Raw genomic sequence first — 18,869 nt, 5'->3', positions numbered from 1 at the left:
TATAGATAAAAATAAAAAATCCACCCCAAAGCGGTGATTTCAAGAGAATTTAATAAAAATACACTAAAGGAAGAAAAACAACATAAGAAGCAAGAACTGCAAACTAGAAAGCCTTATCTCGTTTCTAAAAAGAAACAAACTTGCTCATGCAAAAAACATTTTTTAAAAAAGCTTATTTTAAAAGTTGCAAACAAATAATAAAAAACCACAAGCTATGCTTGTGGCTTTTTAAACAACTTACCCCAAGATGATCATCCTAAAAACGATAGCGCAACCCACCAGAAAAACTGATCCCAGAAAAACCACCTTTGCTCAATTTATGCTGATAAACCAAGTCGCCATGAAGCGCAACTTTTTGAGACAAGCGAGCATTAAGACCTAATCCAGCCTCTAGAGAAGAACCAAAAGCCCCTAACTGGAAAGAATCTTTAAAGCGCACAGCTCTTTCTTTGCTAAAATCATGGGAAAAATGAAGCTTTCCATAGAAAGAAACATCACGATCTTTTTCAGACGCAGTCAGAGTCTTCATCAAACGCCCCCCCATACGCACCACCAATTGATCAAGTTTATCCATCTCAATATTAAAATTATCAATATCACGAGCCGCATTAAATTGAAGATGTTGATAAACAACCTGAACCTGTGGATCAAAAACAACACCTTCATATCCTGTGGCAATTTTCTGACCACCCATCAAGGAAACACTTAAAGGGTTACCCTTCAATGTTGCAGTCTTACCCCGAGCAGTTGTCAGAACATCTCCCTTAAACAGACCATAGGATAAAAGACCATCAACATAGAATCCTGCATCATGCTGCATACTGCCATATACTGTAGCAGTCCATTTATCAAATGTACTTTTTTGGCTTTGTGCAACATCTTGAGGCTGTAAAGAAAGCTTTCCATAAGACCCCATAACCCCAAAGGATATAGTACTGTCAACATTTTCAACAGTTTGTAGCAAAACACCTGTCTCTAGCGCATAGTACCCTAGATCCCCTCCATAACCATATTCAAGCGCAGATAAATCTGAAACATAACGATAACTCCCACCATAGCCACGCAAAAATGAAGCAGGATTTTCACGAATTTCCAACATTCCACTAAGATTAGTCCGTACTGTCTCCAGCTGCTTGTTTTGATTGCTAATATCTATCAAACCTACATGGAACAAACTATTGGGCAAAAGGAGATAAGTTGGTAGCTGAGGAACAACAGATCTTACACCTCGTCCAGATGAGGGAACATTTTTAATTTTAGAAAGACTATCCGCAGAAGATGCTGAAACAACATCCACAGAAGACGCTGGCACAACACCCGCAGAAGACACCGGAACAACATCACCAGAAGACGCTGGAACAACATCCACAGAAGATTCTGGAACAACATCCGCAGAAGATTCTGGAACAATATCCTCAAAAGAAGCATGTGCAGGAGGTGTACGTTTAGAAACCATAGGAGTACTTTTAGAAACATCAGATGTTTGAACATATTCATTTTCTAAACGAAAATTCCAAAATGCGCCTCCATTCAAAGCAAACCTCTGTTTAACATGCTCCTCCTCTCCAGTAGCACTTGGACCATAAGAACGAAGTACATATTTATAAGGGGCCCCCTCTAAGGCAACATACTGTCCATTCAGTTGAAAAGAGTCATACGATGCATCTCCATAAACTTGAATAATTGAAACACTATGCGCTTTTTTATTTTTTTCTTCTAAACCTCCCGCAACCCCTTGTATATGGACTATGGTTTTTCCCTTAACGTCACCATGAATGAGAAGCCGATCCGTTACTTGATGATCACTTGTATCACTAGGATTTAAACGTGCATTCAAATGAATCCAAGCATCACCAAAAGCCTGATAAACAATACCTGTTCCTTTTCCAATATAAAGCGTTTGATATGCATGATCAGTACTGGACTTTGTTTTTTCAAAAGTAATAGAACTATTAGAAAGCCTTACCGATGAAATAAATGAAACGCCTCTATAATTAGGATCTTGTAATTTTTTCTGTCTTGGTTGCAATAAAGCCCACTGTGAATTATTTCCCAAGATAAGATCGACTTTAGAACTGTTATCAACCTGAGTTTGACCGACAAGTGCAGAAGCATCAGCAACAACCTCTATAGAAGAGTGACGATCAGCCTTCAGCAACAAATCTCCAAAAAGCTTTGTTTCCTTTAAAAATATTTTAGACTTTCCAGATTGACTGCTATAAAGAGCTATACTATCTGGAACTAAAAAACGCGTTTTTCTCAAATCAACGCGCAATGATTCCCCCTCTGACGAGCCTTCTGATTCTGCCTTACCTTCAAAATGCATACCATAAAATGCATTACCTTTCACTGTAATATTGGAATCTCCAATATTAATCTGAGAACCTTTATTTCCCTGCAATAAAAGCCCATGAGCATCAGTAACATCAACAGAACCTTTCATAAACTCAATATAACCGTTTTCAGATATGTGAAAAGCTGCCTGACGGCCTGTATTCAGCCCTTGATCATCCTTGCCAGTACTACCCTTGCCGGTAATAGAAACACCCTCTAAAATAAAATACCCTTTTTCTCCTGCTTTAACCCCAACACTCCCTAGGCTAATTTGCGTATTCGTTAAATCAACTCTACTTTGAGATTTTCCTTCTGCAACAGCCCCCACTTTGATTGCATCAATTGATCCACCAGACATTACGATGAAACCACCTTGAGCTTCCACCCCCACTAAAACGCCACTCAAATTGGAAACACTCAGAGAGACTCCTGCCTGTTCTGATGCCTTTACTCCATATTTCCAAGAAATCTTTTCCGAATTATTCTTTTCATCCAAAATACCCTTAACAGTTATATTCTTGCCTCCAATAATTGTACCTTTCTTAGACGCCTCTATGGCTCCATAAACACCATTAATATTTTTATCCGTTAGTGAATAAACTTTATTATTAATTGCGTGCTCTCCACCATCAGAACACTGATAAAATGCTGCGTTCTGATCACATGAAGACTGCTTTTTTCCAGAGGAACCTTGAGATTCAGCACTGTTTGCAAAAACATCAACATTGTGTGCAAAAAAAAGAAATGCTGTTGTAAAAGTACATAAGGAGAAACGATTTTTAAATATATTTACCATAATTACACCATAATTCCGCCCCACCACAGAGCAACGCATAACGCATCAAAATTTAATACGTTTTGATTTAAATACAGGAAGTTTATTAATATTTTTTGTATTTTATGTAAATATGAAATTAAAAAATTACTCAAAAATACAATCTAAATCTGTCGCTTTTACAAAGAATTTGCAAAAATATAACTGAAGAACGACAGAAAAATCACCTTCAAAGTTGTTATTCCAAAATAGCCTTAATCGGTTGAGATGCGTTAAAAACGCCTACTTTAACTACTGTCTAATCCCCCCAGAACGGACATAGTAAACATCCTTACGATAGAGATGTTATATTGAAACAATATGTACTTTGTAAGCAGACAAAACATATGCCAAAATTGAAAACAAGAGTTTACATATACCTTTTTAGACATCTTCATGGTAAGATAGCCTAATAAAAAGTAGGAACGTTTAAAAATCAGTTCCTATTTTTACTATCTCCTTTTAATTCAACTTGACAATATTCAAAAACATTCAGAGCCATATTTTAAAAAGTGAAGATGACACATGACTTTATCTTTTTATTTATGCATTTAAAGAAAACACATTTTCCAAAAACAATATGTCATTATATTTCTCATTCATCAGTTTTCTCAGATAACTCTCATTTTTTCCATCCCCATTTCACAACAACAGCGGATATAATATAAAGTTCATCAGATATAGCCCTCATTGCGCTTGAGTATCTTCTTTTCCTTTGCCAATTTCTAATATTGTAAATTTTCTCCTCCTAAGGTAATTTTCAAAATTATATTGACTCCTTTCTTAGACGATTATCCACTTGCCAATCTTACATAATATGCAACGGAATGCTTTTTATAGGTTCATCATAAGAGCATTAAAAATATTTCAGCATCCTGAATTAAAAAATATCTTTATCAATCGGCATATAATAAATAATATAATAATCACTCTGAAATACGCGTTTTGAAACCATAACGTACAAACTCTTCAAACTTTTCAAAAAAATGAAAGAAGTCCAACCCAAAAGCATATCAAAAATATGCGAAGTCACACTCTCGTAAAAATACCATAACACAAAATGAATAGAGAATGAGAAAAAGCCACAAGTATAACTTGTGGCTTTTTCAAAGATTAAACAGAAACAGCAACAACTCTAGAAATGATAACGCAAACCACCAGAGAAACTAGTTCCAGAAAAACCAGCTTTCGTTAGCTTGTGCTGATAAACCAAATCGCCGTAAAGCGCAAAGTTTTGAGACAATTGGGCATTAAAACCTAATCCAGTTTCTAACGAAGAACCAAAAGAGCCTAGCTGAAAAGCATCTTTAAAATGCACAAATTGTTTTCCTTCAAAACCGTGAGCAAGATGAAGCTTGCCATAGAAAGAAACAACTTGAGCCTTATCAGTTGCGAGCAGCCTCTTTGTTAAACGCCCTCCAACACGCCCTATCCACTGATGAAGCTTTCCCAGCTCAATATCAAAGCCATCCACATCAGGCACTTTATTAAATTGAAGGTATTGATAAACAACTTGAACTTGCGGATCAAAAACGAAACCGTTCTCCCCCACCATAAACGTTTTACCAGCAGTCAATGAAGCACTTAAAGGATTTCCCTTTAATGTTGCCGTCTTGCCACGTGCAGTTGTTAGAACATCACCTTTAAACAAACCGTAAGACACAAGACCATCAACGTAAAAACCCGCATCATGCTGCATACCACCGTATGCTGTAACTGACCATTTATCAAATGTACTTTTTTGACTCTGCTCAACATTCAAAGGTTGCAAAGAGAATCTCTCGTAAGCCCCGATAATTCCAAAAGAAGTGGAACCATACATATTTTCGATTGCTTTCAGCAAAACGCCTGCCTCTATGGCATTATAATCAAGCTCGCCGCCATAACCATATTCAAGCGCGGAAAGATTTGAAGTATAACGATGATTGCCGCCATAACCGCTCACAAAAAAGAAAGGATTTTCACGACTTTCTAATAAGCCCCCAGAAGAAATTCGTAAAGCTTCTAATCGCTTATTTTGATTGCTCACATTCATCAAACCAATATGGCGTAAGGCATTAGGCAAAAGGAGATAAGTCGGAACCTGCGGAACAACAGCCTTAACTCCCGGCTTAGGATGAGGCTCCGGAGAAGGTTCTGGTCCTGGAATTGGGTCAGGAAAAGGCTTCGGAGCAGGATCTGGTTTAGGTTTAACATCAGAATCTATAGATCTACTTTCAAGGCGAAAATCCCAAAATTCTCCGTTCCCTTCAACTAATCTTTGATCCATGTTTGCTTTTCCTAAATGAGACCCTGGACCATAACTATAAAGCTTATACTGATAAGGTAATTTATCTAATGCTACATAACCACCTTCCAACTGAAAAGAATCTTGCTCTGCTTGTCCAGAAACCTGAATGACTGAAATACCTTCATCATTTCCTCCCTTTCCCGTGTATCCTCCTGGACTTCCTGAAACTCCATGCACCTGGAGCTTTGTTTTTCCCGAAACATCACCATGAATTAAAACACGGTCAGTCTTTTGATGATCAAGAGCACCACCACTATTCAAGTATGTATTAAGGGAAATAGAGGCACCGTCCCGTGCTCTATAAACTTCACCCTTTCCCTTTCCAATACGAAGGGTTTGATAATCATCAGCAGAAGAAGATTCATGTCTTTTAAAATTAATAGAGCTCTCACCCATAAGACTAACGAGTGAAATAGAAGAATCATGGGCAGCCTCATGTTGATCTTTTTTCAACGGTTGTTGTAAAATCCATTTAGAACGGCCTCCCAAATAAAGTTCGGCATTAGAATTTTTATCAACATGTGTGCGACCTTCAAGAGTAGAAGCATCAGCCAAAACTGTTATAGAAGCACCTTCCTCAGCTTTTAATAAAAAATTCCCTGAACGAAGAGTGCTGTGCACCAACCCCACCGCACCAGAAATAATGTTTCTACCATAAAGAGCCGCATCGTCTAAAACAGAAAACTCTGTTTTATCCAAATTAACAACTTCTAATCGTGGTAAAGCTTTTTCTTCCTCTGATGAAATTTCTTCTTTTTTATCCCCACCTTCACTCCATGGCTTCTCTCCCCGCAAGTAGATACCATAAGATCCCTTACCCTTTACAGTAACAGAAGAGGATTTCATATTAACTTCAGTCACAGGAATCTTTGAATCAGAATCTTCATTTGATAAATCTTTAACTTCCTGCAGAGGAATAGAATTGACTGTATTTTCTAATAATATGCCATGGACATCCATAGCACGAATAGTCGTACCCTCTAAATTAACAGCTGCCCCTGAATCCATATGCACAACCGCATGATCCTTGCCTTTGTCCGCCTTCCCAGTAATTTCAACATTCTCGAGATTTACTTTTCCACCTAACGTCGAAGAAACCCCATGGCTGTTCATAAAATCAACTGATCCACCTGACATCCAAATTTCTGAATGATCATAACTTAAAAGACTCGCATTCCCATTAGCGGTCTTAATTTCTGTATCTTCTAAAAGAACAAACGAGTTCTCTGCTGCATCAACACCCTCATGACTTTCCTTAATCTTTCCATTTTTTACCTCAATCACGCCATCACTCGCACGAAGGGCTATAACTGTATTTTTGATAATCGGATCTTCCAAAACAATCTTACCGCTCTCTAATACATGCACACCCACTAGAAAAGTTTTATCAGCAACTTGACTACGAACCGTTACATCCTCCCCACTAATCCTTGTGCCTATTCCTTTCACCGTTATAGCAGTAGGATCATCAGGATAGTTGGAAACGTTCTTATTTGTAATCCTATAAGATTTATTATCAATTTTAGACTCCCCGCAATTATCGCATATATAATACAACCCATTATAGTAATAAAACCCAGGATTCAAACCTCTTCCATCAGAGTCCTCATTTTTAACCGTATTATCTACATTATTCTTATGCCCATTCTCTCCAATCTCTCCAATCTCTCCACTCAGCTTACGATAATCGCTCCCCCCACGAATACCCTCATCGTTATTGCCAATAGGAGGATAATAATTATCCCCATTCTCTCCACTAAGAGGAAGCTTATGCTTATTACTCCCGCTAAGATGAGGAGAAGAATTAGCAGAGACAACTGGGATAACCTTTATAACATAAGGTTTACTATCCTTCTCCTCTGTAGCCGCATAAACTTCTCTTCCATTTTGGAACAAAGAGAGGATAGCTGTTGTACAAGCACACAAACATAGATGATTTCTAAAAACTTTAATCATAGTTCCCTCGAAACTTTTCTTCCCCTCTCATTAAAAATAAAAGCACCTGCAAAACATCCCATTGCACACCTCAAAACACGAAAAGTGTAACAAAAAGAACATGCCTCATGCTCATCTGAACTGTGCAATGAATTACCCCAATAGATTTGGCAGAAGCTCTACGCTAAAACTACCTATAAGAGAATAATTAACAATCACACTTTATAGGTGTATAATGCATTCTGTATTTCGTGTAAAGAAAAAATAAAATCAGTGCGTGCAATTAATTAAAAAAACAACTAAACCTTGTGAACTTTAAAAATTAATCCACAAGGAGATAAATAAAACAATGATTTAAATCAGTGGAAAACAAACTCTCAAAAACGAGTTTTAGAAAACATCAAATATTATATTAGATAATATCAATACAGTACCAAAAAGGATAACCTAACGCATACTGGACTGCTGAACGCTTAAAAAGCCGATAAAAGCGAGGCACTCTATCGCATCAGTAGCAGCATAAACTTTAAGAAAATTCGCTTTAGCGTAGAAAAGCGCCTCATGCATAAAACAAACTATGTCTTTTTTGCTCAATCAAGAAGATGAAAAGCTTTTAAGAGCAATACAAGTTGTTACAAAGAAAAAAGGCAGCACATTGTGCTGCCTTTTCTAAAAAGTACATACTGTACCTTATATTAAAACTGATAACGTATTCCTCCAGAAAAACTTGTTCCAGAAAAACCAGCCTTATTAAGCTTATGTTGATAGAGAACATCAGCATGCAGAGAGAACTGTGGCAACAATTTGGCATTAAAGCCTAACCCAGCCTCTAATGAAGAACCAAAAGCCCCTAACTTGAAAGCATCATTGAAATGCACAGACTGTTTTCCTTCAAAACCATGAGCAAGATAAAGCTTACCATAGAAAGCAACAGCATTCACGCCTTCAGAGCCTGTAGGAGTCTTGGTTAAGCGTCCACCAACACGTGCCACCCACTGATCAAGGTTACCCATTTCAATATCAAAATTGTCGATATCACGGACTTTATTAAACTGGAGATGTTGATACACAACCTGAACCTGCGGATCAAAGACAAAACCCTTATATCCTGTAGCAATTGTCTGACCACCAGATAAGGAAACACTTAAAGGATTACCTTTCAATGTTGCTGTCTTACCCCGTGCAAGGGTGAGAACATCACCTTTGAACAGCCCATAGGATAAAAGACCATCAACATAGAAGCCAACATTATGCTGCATGCTACCATATACTGTAGCAGTCCATTTATCAAATGCACTCTTCTGACTTTGCTCAACATTCAAAGGCTGCAGAGAAAGTTTTCCATAAGTTCCCATAACACCAAAGGATATAGCGCTATCAGAATTTTCAATAGTTTGCAGCAGAACACCTGCCTCTACACCATTATAACTAAGATCGCCGTCATAACCATATTCAAGTGCGGACAGATCTGAAGCATAACGATAACTTCCACCATAGCCGCGTAAATATAAAGCAGGATTTTCACGAACGTCTACCATTCCTGTAGAAGTCATCCGCAACGTCTCCAATTGCTTATTTTGATTGCTAATATCCATCAAACCAGCGTGGAATACGCTATTAGGCAAGCTGAGATAAGTTGAAACCTGTGGAACAACAGACCTTACAAATTGTTCAGGAAGGGCAGCAGATCCCATAGACTTAACATACTGATTTTCTAGACGGAAGTTCCAAAACTCTCCACCATCCTTAACAAACTTCTGCTGAACATGCTCCTGTTTCGAAGTCGCTTTTGGAGCATAAGCACGAAGAGTGTATTTGTAAGGTGAGTTGCTCAGTGCAACATAATTGCCATCGAGTTGGAAAGAGTCTTTCTTCGCTTGACCATAGACCTGAATAACTGAAACACTATGAGCAATCTTTCCATTCGCTTTAACAACTCCTACATTGCCCGCATCACCTCGTACATGTATTTTTGTTTTTCCAGAAACATCACCATGAACGACAAGTCGATCAGTGACTTGTTGATCACTCGGATCATGGGGATTCAAACGTGCATTGAAATGAATTACAGCATCACCCTGTGCCTCATAAACTGTGCCGTTCCCATTTCCAATATGGAGAGTCTGATATTTCCCTTCAGATTCGGAAGATCTAAAATCAATAGCACTATTTACAAGTCTCACAGAAGAAACGCATGAATCCACACATCCTGAATCTAGAGTACCCAAATTCTTCTGCGCACTTCTTTTTAGAACCCACTGTGAACTATTAGCCAAGTCTAATTTTGCATAAGAACTTTTATCAACGCGAACATCGCCTGTAACAATAGAGCTATCAACCGTAACTGATATATTAGAATCATTCTCGGCTTTTAATAATAAGTCACCAGCAAGAGTTGTTTTATTTTCTAATGAAACATGACCACCAGAATTATTACCATAGATAGCTATACCCTTTGCAACTTCAAAATCAGTTTTCTTCAACGAAACTGTTCCTGTTATGCCTATAGGTGTTTTCTCCTGTTTGGATACAGCACTCCACTTAACAACAACTGCTTCCTCAGTTGCTAAATCCTTACTTCGATTTTGTTGACTCTCTTCTTTCTGTGTTACTCCATCAAAATATATACCATAGGTTCCATCACCTTCTACTTTAACAGTAGAAGACTCGATATTTGCGCGATTCATAGTAGGACGAACCTCAGAAGATCTCCTTCTCCTAGAAGAACCGGCCTCAACCACATTATCACCAGAGTTCATAATCCACAAAGCACGAGAATCAGTAACAACATTTCCATTCTTAAAATCAATGGAAGCATTATCACTCAACAGAAAAGCTGCACGCTCTAAGTTCTCTATGGAATCTAACTTCCCTGTCGCTTTTTTCACATTAATGCTAACTTTGTCTAACTCTACGCTCCCCCCAGATTCTGACAACACTGCTACTCCCTTTGCCAAAGTAATAGCCCCAGAATCCATGGTTATCTTACCGCCTTGACTTGCCAGACCAGCTGCAACATCCCCCGTCACGTTAATTTTTGTATCCTTTAAATTAATAGATGATCCAGAACCAGCCAAAGCACCCACATAAAGCGCATCAACTGTCCCTCCAGTCATCTTAACCTTTCCGCCACTTTGCGCTTCAAGCCCAATCACAGAAGATGTAATTGTTGATTTATTATCCAAAACAATCTCTGCTTTTTCTTCTGCAAGTACAGCACTCACCGCCTGTATTGCAGTAAAATCAACATTATTTTCACTATCAGAAGAATCCGTACCACTAATAGTAGTACCCTCTAATTTAACAACTGTATTACTCTTTGCATGCATAGAATGCTGAGTTTTCTCATTTGCCTTCAGTGTAAGATTTGTCATTGTATGTGATCGACCATCACTACAAAAATAAGCACCTTGCAATCTTTCCGTACCATTTTCCCCCGTATTACTACACTGAGAAGAAACACCTTCCTGCTTTATACCATTGGCTGATGCAACAGTATACACAACCACAGGCTCTTGCAATTCAGATCTAAGCGTATCAGTTCCTTTATTATAAAGTAGAACACGCGCTACAGGTTTACCTTCCTTCTCCTTAGATGTAGGCTTCTTTTGCTTAGATTTAGTAGAATTAACTAGGGTAGAAGAAACCTTAGGCTTTTCGGCTTTTCTAGAAGCAGCAGGCACTTCAGTCTTGACATTTTCCAACGAAGAAGATTGAGGAGCAGAAGATGAAGTCCGTTCTTCAGTTTCAGAAACTAGAAAAGTTCCAGTCAAAGAATCTAATTTCACATCAGAATTGCCTGTATCAGACCTTCCAAGTACAGAACTCTCCAGCGTAGAAGCTTGAGGAGCAGAAGATGAAGTCCGTTCTTCAGTTTCAGAAACTGGAGAAGTTCCAGTCAAAGAATCTAATTTCACATCAGAATTGCCTGTGTCAGACCTTCCAAGTACAGAACTCTCCAGCGTAGAAGCTTGAGGAGCAGAAGATGTAACAGCCTGAGACGGAATTAATACAACCGCTGCACTATTACCCTCTGTACTATTACCTTCTTCGTCTACTATATCATACCCTACATCATCAGATTCCGCACTTGAATTACCAAGAAGAGAAGTATCTACACTTTCATCAACAGTTTCCTCAGTTGCCAAAACACTTTGTGAAGCAGATGGAGTATGTCCTGAAACTTCAAAAGTTGGAATAAGATTTCCAACAGATGCATCAACTGAATCCACATCAGGCTCTTCTACATCAGATCTCCCAAGTATTTCAGGATTGCTAGGCAAAACAGAGGCAGTAACTTGATCAAGTGCTGAAGAACCATTGCCCCCAGATACAGTGCCTTCACCCTCAGATGACGAAACATCAAATTCAGATGACGAAACATCAAAAACAACAGGCTTAATACTATTACGAGGTCCATGAGCTATACTAGCAGCTATATTTCGCCGCCCCTCACCATTTTCTAACTTACTTTCTAAGCTGAAAGTCCACAGTGTATCAGGATCATCTTCCAATTCTTCTGAATTACTGGAAAATGTTATTGGACCAGACGCCTTAAGAATATATTGATAAGGAGATCCCTGCAATGTGACATATTCATCAGCAAGTTCAAAAGAATCTTTTTCTGCATCTCCATAAACTTCAATAATCTGAAGAGCGGCAGGTTTTTTCGTCTTTTGCTCCCGTTCACCTTGATTTTGCACAGCTTGACGCTGAATTTTCTCTCCATCTTTTAGGTTTTTATTTAAAGTGGTGATGACAGAATTATCATTTACATACACCTTCGTTTTTCCAGTAACATCGCCGTAAACCAAAAGCTTATCAGACACAAGCTTAACGTTACCTGAATCACCAGAAACAAAATCCACATTGACATAAAGCCTAGAATCTCCACGAGCATCCAACCCTCTACCTAGACGCAGTGTTTGATAACCTTCATCTGCACTTCTTGGAGGCAAAAATACAATACTACTATTTGAAAGACTTACAAACGGAAGGTTTGAATCTATATGATTTGTACCTTGCCCCAATTGTTTATGATGAACACTTTTTGTTAAATACAATCCTGAATGAGACAAATAAAGCTCAGCATTTGCATTCTCATCAACACGAGCTGCACCTATAATCGAAGATTTATAAGCGTGCACCAATAGATGAGAATGAGATTCAACTTTTAAAAATAGATCACCCGAAAGAACCGTATTCTTTCCTAAAATGACAGCACCATTTAAATCACCACCATAAATAGCTATACCTTCTGGAATTTTAAGAGTAGTTTCTTCTAAAGCAACCATCTGTGCCTTATGACGATTGTCGCTCTTTCTTATGTTTTCTGCTTCATCTAATTCTTCTTCATCTTCTGCAGATACGGTATTAAAATATATGCCATAAGAATCTGTTCCCGTTATTTGAATATTTGATCCTTGAATATTAGCTTTAATCTTAAAAGGACTATTATTCTCCCCATCGCCCGTAATATTTCCTATATATTTCAAGGCATTGGTACTACCTACAGTCCAATATAGAGTAGAATGAGCATTCTCAAGAGCACCAGCGGGAGCGTGATACGCATCATAAAGTGCATTCATCTCAAGCATTTCATCCTTTGTATAAAGAGAATCACCATTATCATTATGATTACCACCAATATCAAAACGATCCTGCAAAACACCAATCGCAAAAGCACGATCATCTAATGGAGCAAGTAAAAGCTCATTAGCATCAGAAGTAACCCAAAGAGCAACTGCATCAGAGGCCTTAACGTTCCCTTTATTAAAAGAAATAAGACCTCCATTTGATAAGAAAATAAGATTTGAAGAATCTTTAGAATCAGAACTCTCTCGCCCGCTCATCCCTTTTTTAAGGTTAATATCAACCCCATCTAGTTTTACAATCCCTTTATATCCCGATACAACTCCCACCCCACCTTTATCAAGATTAATTGACCCAGATTGCATCATTATTCCAGACCTACCAGTACTGTACAAACCAATCCCAACAGCGTACAAACCCACTCCATTTAGAGAAATAAACGACTGAAAATCAGCAAAAGCTCCTATCCCAGCATAATAGATTCCTCCACCCTTCATATGAATCCTTGCCTCGTTTTGAGCATCAACCCCAACTATAAATTCCTTAATATGTGAATTTTTCAGCTTAACTGTTGAACTAAGCGTTGCTAGTACCCCAGCCCCCAATTTTTGATCAAGATCGTCATTTAAATTATTAGGATTACCATTAGGATCATTGTATTCATTAGCATCTAAAATCAAACCACCTTTTGGCAAATCTGCCCCCCTAATAGACACTTTCTCTAACTCAACAGTTGTACCTCTAATTGAATACTCGACATATTCACCTCTCTGACCCGCGTAATATTCATACAACTCCAGCTCTCTATACTTCTTACTCTGAGTAACCTGTCCTGCTACATGCATAGCGTTATCACCAAACTTCAACACACCAATACTGCTGTTCTTTAGTATATGCATCCCCCCATCAGAACAGAGCACAGAGTTAAGGGACAAGAAACTCCCATCAGAACATGGACTTGCAACAGGAGCACCTTGTACAACACCAGGAGCAGGAGCACCGGGGACAGCACCAGGAGCAGGAGCACCGGGGACAGCACCAGGAGCACCAACACCGCCAACGCCGCCAGGAACACCACCAACGCCAACGCCGCCAGGAACACCGCCAACGCCAACACCACCAGGAACACCGCCAACGCCAACACCGCCAGGGACACCACCAACGCCAACACCGCCAGGGACACCGCCGACGCCAACACCGCCAGGGACACCGCCAACACCAACACCGCCAGGGACACCGCCAACACCAACACCGCCAGGGACACCGCCAACGCCAGCACCACCAGCACCACCAGCACCGCCAGCACCACCAGCACCGCCAGCACCACCAAGTCCGCCAGCACCGCCAAGTCCGCCAGCACCACCAAGTCCACCAGCACCGCCAGCACCACCAGCACCGCCAGCACCACCAAGTCCGCCAGCACCGCCAAGTCCGCCAGCACCACCAAGTCCACCAGCACCGCCAAGTCCACCAGCACCACCAGCACCAGGAACGCCAGCGCCTGGGTCAGCGACTCGTGGTGCAGGAGGCGCGGGCAATTCTTCTTTAGGCTCAGGAGATGGTGATAAACCTCCGAAAGATGGTATCAGAGATGAAAGTGAAGAAGGTAGTTTTGGAAGTGATATGGGAAACCAACTAGCCCCCATAGAAGCATCTACACTTTGTAAAAAGAAGAGAGCACTTGTTGTCAGTGCGTACAGACTTGTACGCTTTTTAAATACATTGGTCATATGTTAAACTTTCTAAATATGTTGCAAAAACACTAGAATTAAGTGAAAATGAGGTAAGTGAACAATTTGTAACATATGTTAGTCAACTTTACAACATAGTGTTATTTATTTACGCTTCATTTTGTGCATAAAAATACCAAAGTTAAGTTTTTAAGTGCGCAAACCCTTATAATATTAAATAAAAGGATAAAATTACGATGATAAAATATATGAAACGGATGACTTCTGTTTTACTGGTTGCAACCAGCTTTGCAACAGCTTTATGGACACAGACGAGTATTGCAAATACGAGTACTCAAACAAATGTAACAATTAATCATGTTTCAGGCACGACTCCTGTTCCCGCTTCTCCGCAAAAGGTTATTGTGTTTGATATTGCCTCTCTTGATAATATGAATCGCCTTGGTATCAAAGCGGTTATCGGTATTCCTGAAGGAAAAAAACCATCCTATCTGCAACAATTTGATGATGCAAAATATGAAAAAATTGGTACCCTTTTTGAACCCGATTATGAAAAAATTGCCACTCTTCAACCTGATTTGATTATCATTTCCTCCAGAACTCAAGCAAAATATAACGATTTATCCAAAATCGCTCCAACAATTGATCTAACTGTAGGAAATGAAAACTCTCTTGCAGATATTGAACGGAATGTGTCTATCCTTGGCAAAATTTTTGGCAAAGAAAAAGAAGCTGCAGCAGAAATTGCAAAACTCAATGAAACTTTAGCTGAAGTTCGTAAAAATACTAAAGGAAAAGGCCATGGTCTTGTACTCATGACCTCTGGTGGAAAAATCAGTGCCTTAGGACCAAAATCACGTTTTGATATTTTGCATTCCGCTTTTGGAATTGCCCCAGCAACCGATAAACTCACTGTACAAAAACATGGACAGCTCATTTCTCCTGAATTTATTCTTGAGACAAATCCTGATTGGTTGTTGGTGATTGATCGGGATGCCGCAATTGGACGTGAAGGGCAATCTGCAGCACAATTGCTTAACAATGAGCTTGTTCACCGCACAACAGCAAGCAAACAAAATCAAATTATTTATTTGGACTCTTGGAGCTGGTATCGTGCAAGTGGTGGTTTAACGGGACTTATTGAAACCGCTAAGCAGATCAATGAAGCCTTTACAAAGAGCAAATAAGCGTACAAAAGAGCTTGCTTGCTATATAAATAAAATTTAAAAGCAGAGATTGTTTATTAAGCAGTCTTTGCTTTTTTAGGTTTTGTTAGAAAATGATTTAACGTGAAGAATTACTGGATAACCATAACACTTCTCATTCTCCTGTCCATCCTCAGCATTTTTGTTGGTTATTCTGATGTCACGCCTTCTGACCTTTTCGCAGCAGATCCCCATGCGTGGCTTATTTTTTGGCAAACACGTCTTCCTCGTACCATTGCAATCCTTTTAGTAGGTGCATCACTTGCACTTTCAGGTATGATTATGCAACTATTGACACGCAATCGCTTTGTCGAGCCATCAACCGCTGGAACTGTTGAATCTGCTTCGCTTGGCATTCTTTTTATTATGATTTTTCTGCCCGATATTTCTGTTTTAGGAAAAATGGTCGTTGCGACACTTTTTGCCATGACAGGCACTTTACTTTTTATATTTTTATTGCGCCGCATTCCTCTAAAATCTGCTCTCATTGTACCCCTTACAGGGATTATGCTAAGCTATATTATTGGCTCTTTAACCAATGCCATTGCAGATTATGAAATGTTACTTCCCTCTCTTCAAGCTTACTTATTTGGCAGTTTTTCAATGGTTCTTGAAGGAAAATATGAACTCTTATGGCTATCCCTTCCCCTTTGTATTCTCGCCTATTTCACTGCTGATCGCTTTACAGTTGCAAGTTTGGGAGAAGATTTAACCAATAACCTTGGATTGAATTATCGTGCTGTCATGTTTTTTGGTCTTTTTATTGTCGCCTCAATCACTGCTGTTGTTGTCTGTACCATTGGCCGTATTCCTTTTGTTGGACTCATTGTGCCCAACCTTGTGTCAAATTTCATGGGCGATAATATGCGCCGTACTGCTCCTTGGGTAGCCATCAGCGGTGCAGGATTGGTCTTGATTTGTGATCTTGTAGGACGAATAATTCATCCCTCTCTTGAAATTCCCATCAGCACTATGATGGGTGTAATCGGTAGTTTTATTTTTATGATACTGCTTTTACGCTGGAGAAAGCGTCTTGGATAGAAGAAAAAAAACAATATGTGTACTAACAACACTTATCATCATAGCATGTACTGTCATTAGTCTTTACATGACGTGGAATATCAATGTTTATACATGGACATTTCGTCTTACAAAACTTTCCTCTCTGCTTCTTATTGCCTATGCAATAAGCGTTTCTACGGTTTTATTTCAAACAATCGTTAATAACCGTCTTCTTACCCCTTCAATTATGGGATTTGATCAGCTTTATATTTTAATAAAGACTGTTCTGATATATTTTGTAGGCTCTCTTTCTTTGCCCTTTTTAAATGAAGAAGGACAACTCATTCTCGAAGCCCTCATTCTTATTCTTTTTTCAATAAGCCTTTTTCGCTGGCTCTTTTCAGGAAGCCTAAAAGGGCTTCATTTGACGCTTTTAATCGGTGTTGTTTTAGGCGGATTTTTTTTCAGTTTACGGATGTTTATGCAATTGCAACTAAATCCAGACCAAATGATGAATTTAACCGATATTATGTTTGCAAATTTTAATAAATTCAATACACCATTAATAAGCTTTGCCACAATCATTGTCTTCATTGTGAGTCTGATTGGATGGCATTCCCGTCATCTTCTTGATATTTTAGCTTTGGGACGTGAAAATGCCCTCAATCTTGGCGTTAATTACCACAAAAGTGCGACAGCTGTCCTTATTTTTGTTTCCATTCTCGTATCCATTTCTACCGCATTAGTAGGCCCCGTCACCTTTTTTGGACTGTTAGTTGCCAACCTTGCCTATGAACTTTCTCCTCAAGCAAAACACTGTGTTGTTGTGCCGATTGCAATATTATTAGCGATTATTTGTTTGGTGGGAGGACAATTTATTTTAGAACAAATTTTTCACATGGCAGGACGTTTAAGTTTTATCATTGAATTTTGTGGGGGTATTGTTTTCTTAATGTTACTGATGAAGGGAAAACTAAAATGATTGAGATCAATCATCTTTCCAAGGCTTACGGAGCACGATTGATTATCGATAATTTATGCCTTCATCTTCCCAAAGGGGGGATTATTTCTCTCATTGGGCCAAATGGTTCGGGAAAATCAACTCTTTTAATGCTGATAAGACGTCTTTTGTCATACCATAATGGTACAATTCATATCGATGGCTTTGATATTGATAAAATGCCCCACGATATTTTGGCTCAAAAACTCTCAATTCTGCGTCAAGATAATCCTTTATCCTTCCGTTTAACCGTGTACGATTTAGTAAGTTTCGGACGCTATCCTTATTCAAAAGGCTGGTATACACATGAAGATAAACAATTTATCGACAGTTCGCTACGCTATCTCGGCTTACAAGATTTAAAAGACCGTTTTTTAGATGAGCTTTCTGGCGGTCAGCGTCAACGCGCTTTTATAGCCATGGTTATCTGCCAAGATACTGATTATCTTCTCTTAGATGAACCATTAAACAATCTGGATATGAAACATGCCGTTTCTATGATGAAGCAGTTACGCCGCACAGCTGATGAACTGAAAAAAACCATTCTTATTGTTATGCATGATATTAATTTTGCCTCATCTTATTCAGATATGATTGTTGCACTGAAAAATGGAAAAGCAGCCTATTGTGGAACTCCCAAAGAAATTATGCAACCAGAAATTCTTAAAGACATTTATGATGTTGATATTCAAATCAAAACAATCAATGACATTCCTATCGCTCTTTATTATCGATAATCTAAAGATTTTTTGCGCTTGCCTACACTGTAGAATCTGCTAGAGATGATAAAATTGGCTTATTGGGGAATAGTTTAATGGTAGAACAGCGGACTCTGACTCCGTCAATCTTGGTTCGAATCCAAGTTCCCCAGCCAGTGTCGCTGTATGTAGCTTGCCAGCGGGTTTTGTATATTTTACCACTAGGTTTTATACCAATTTATTTTTTCTCAAAGAGTTTTAAAGTGGTTCTCAAAGGATCTTCAAAGACCTTTCAAAGATCATTTAAA

7 protein-coding genes and 1 tRNA gene are annotated in these 18,869 nt (G+C 38.9%); 5 read left to right on the top strand and 3 right to left on the bottom strand.

Annotated features, from left to right (window positions below; translation table 11 throughout):
* Positions 1-256 precede the first annotated feature (256 nt).
* From ACFIKD_RS07685 to ACFIKD_RS07675, 3 genes are all read right to left on the bottom strand, one after another.
* Complete coding sequence (locus tag ACFIKD_RS07685) at positions 257-3,130, bottom strand: autotransporter outer membrane beta-barrel domain-containing protein (RefSeq protein ID WP_375647653.1); 2,874 nt, start codon at positions 3,128-3,130, stop codon at positions 257-259.
* A gap of 1,153 nt (positions 3,131-4,283) precedes the next feature.
* Entirely contained in the window at positions 4,284-7,394 is a 3,111-nt protein-coding gene (locus ACFIKD_RS07680) for an autotransporter outer membrane beta-barrel domain-containing protein (RefSeq protein ID WP_375647652.1), read from the bottom strand.
* Positions 7,395-8,068: 674 nt separating this feature from the next.
* On the bottom strand, positions 8,069-14,695 hold the full coding sequence (locus ACFIKD_RS07675; protein WP_375647650.1) for an autotransporter outer membrane beta-barrel domain-containing protein: 6,627 nt from the start codon (positions 14,693-14,695) through the stop codon (positions 8,069-8,071).
* A gap of 197 nt (positions 14,696-14,892) precedes the next feature.
* Between ACFIKD_RS07675 and ACFIKD_RS07670 the strand changes: the two genes are divergently transcribed.
* The 5 genes from ACFIKD_RS07670 to ACFIKD_RS07650 all read left to right on the top strand — a co-directional run bounded on the left by ACFIKD_RS07670 (position 14,893) and on the right by ACFIKD_RS07650 (position 18,737).
* A complete protein-coding gene (locus tag ACFIKD_RS07670; RefSeq protein ID WP_375647649.1) occupies positions 14,893-15,843 on the top strand; it encodes a siderophore ABC transporter substrate-binding protein in 951 nt (316 codons plus the stop codon).
* 102 nt (positions 15,844-15,945) lie between these two features.
* Positions 15,946-16,902: an ABC transporter permease gene (locus ACFIKD_RS07665; protein WP_375644975.1), complete on the top strand. Its 957-nt coding sequence runs from the start codon at positions 15,946-15,948 to the stop codon at positions 16,900-16,902.
* A complete protein-coding gene (locus ACFIKD_RS07660; protein WP_375636425.1) occupies positions 16,895-17,845 on the top strand; it encodes an iron chelate uptake ABC transporter family permease subunit in 951 nt (316 codons plus the stop codon). Before ACFIKD_RS07665 ends, ACFIKD_RS07660 begins: the two co-directional genes overlap by 8 nt.
* On the top strand, positions 17,842-18,600 hold the full coding sequence (locus tag ACFIKD_RS07655) for an ABC transporter ATP-binding protein (RefSeq protein ID WP_375636423.1): 759 nt from the start codon (positions 17,842-17,844) through the stop codon (positions 18,598-18,600). Before ACFIKD_RS07660 ends, ACFIKD_RS07655 begins: the two co-directional genes overlap by 4 nt.
* Positions 18,601-18,663: 63 nt before the next feature.
* A tRNA-Gln gene (locus ACFIKD_RS07650) sits at positions 18,664-18,737 on the top strand.
* Positions 18,738-18,869: the final 132 nt, after the last annotated feature.

It is taken from the genome of Bartonella sp. CR84HXZ, assembly GCF_042194535.1.
In the GTDB taxonomy this organism is placed as follows: Bacteria; Pseudomonadota; Alphaproteobacteria; order Rhizobiales; family Rhizobiaceae; genus Bartonella; species Bartonella grahamii.
The sequence above is the reverse complement of the archived record's forward strand: the minus strand, read 5'-3'. Positions and strand labels throughout refer to the sequence as shown.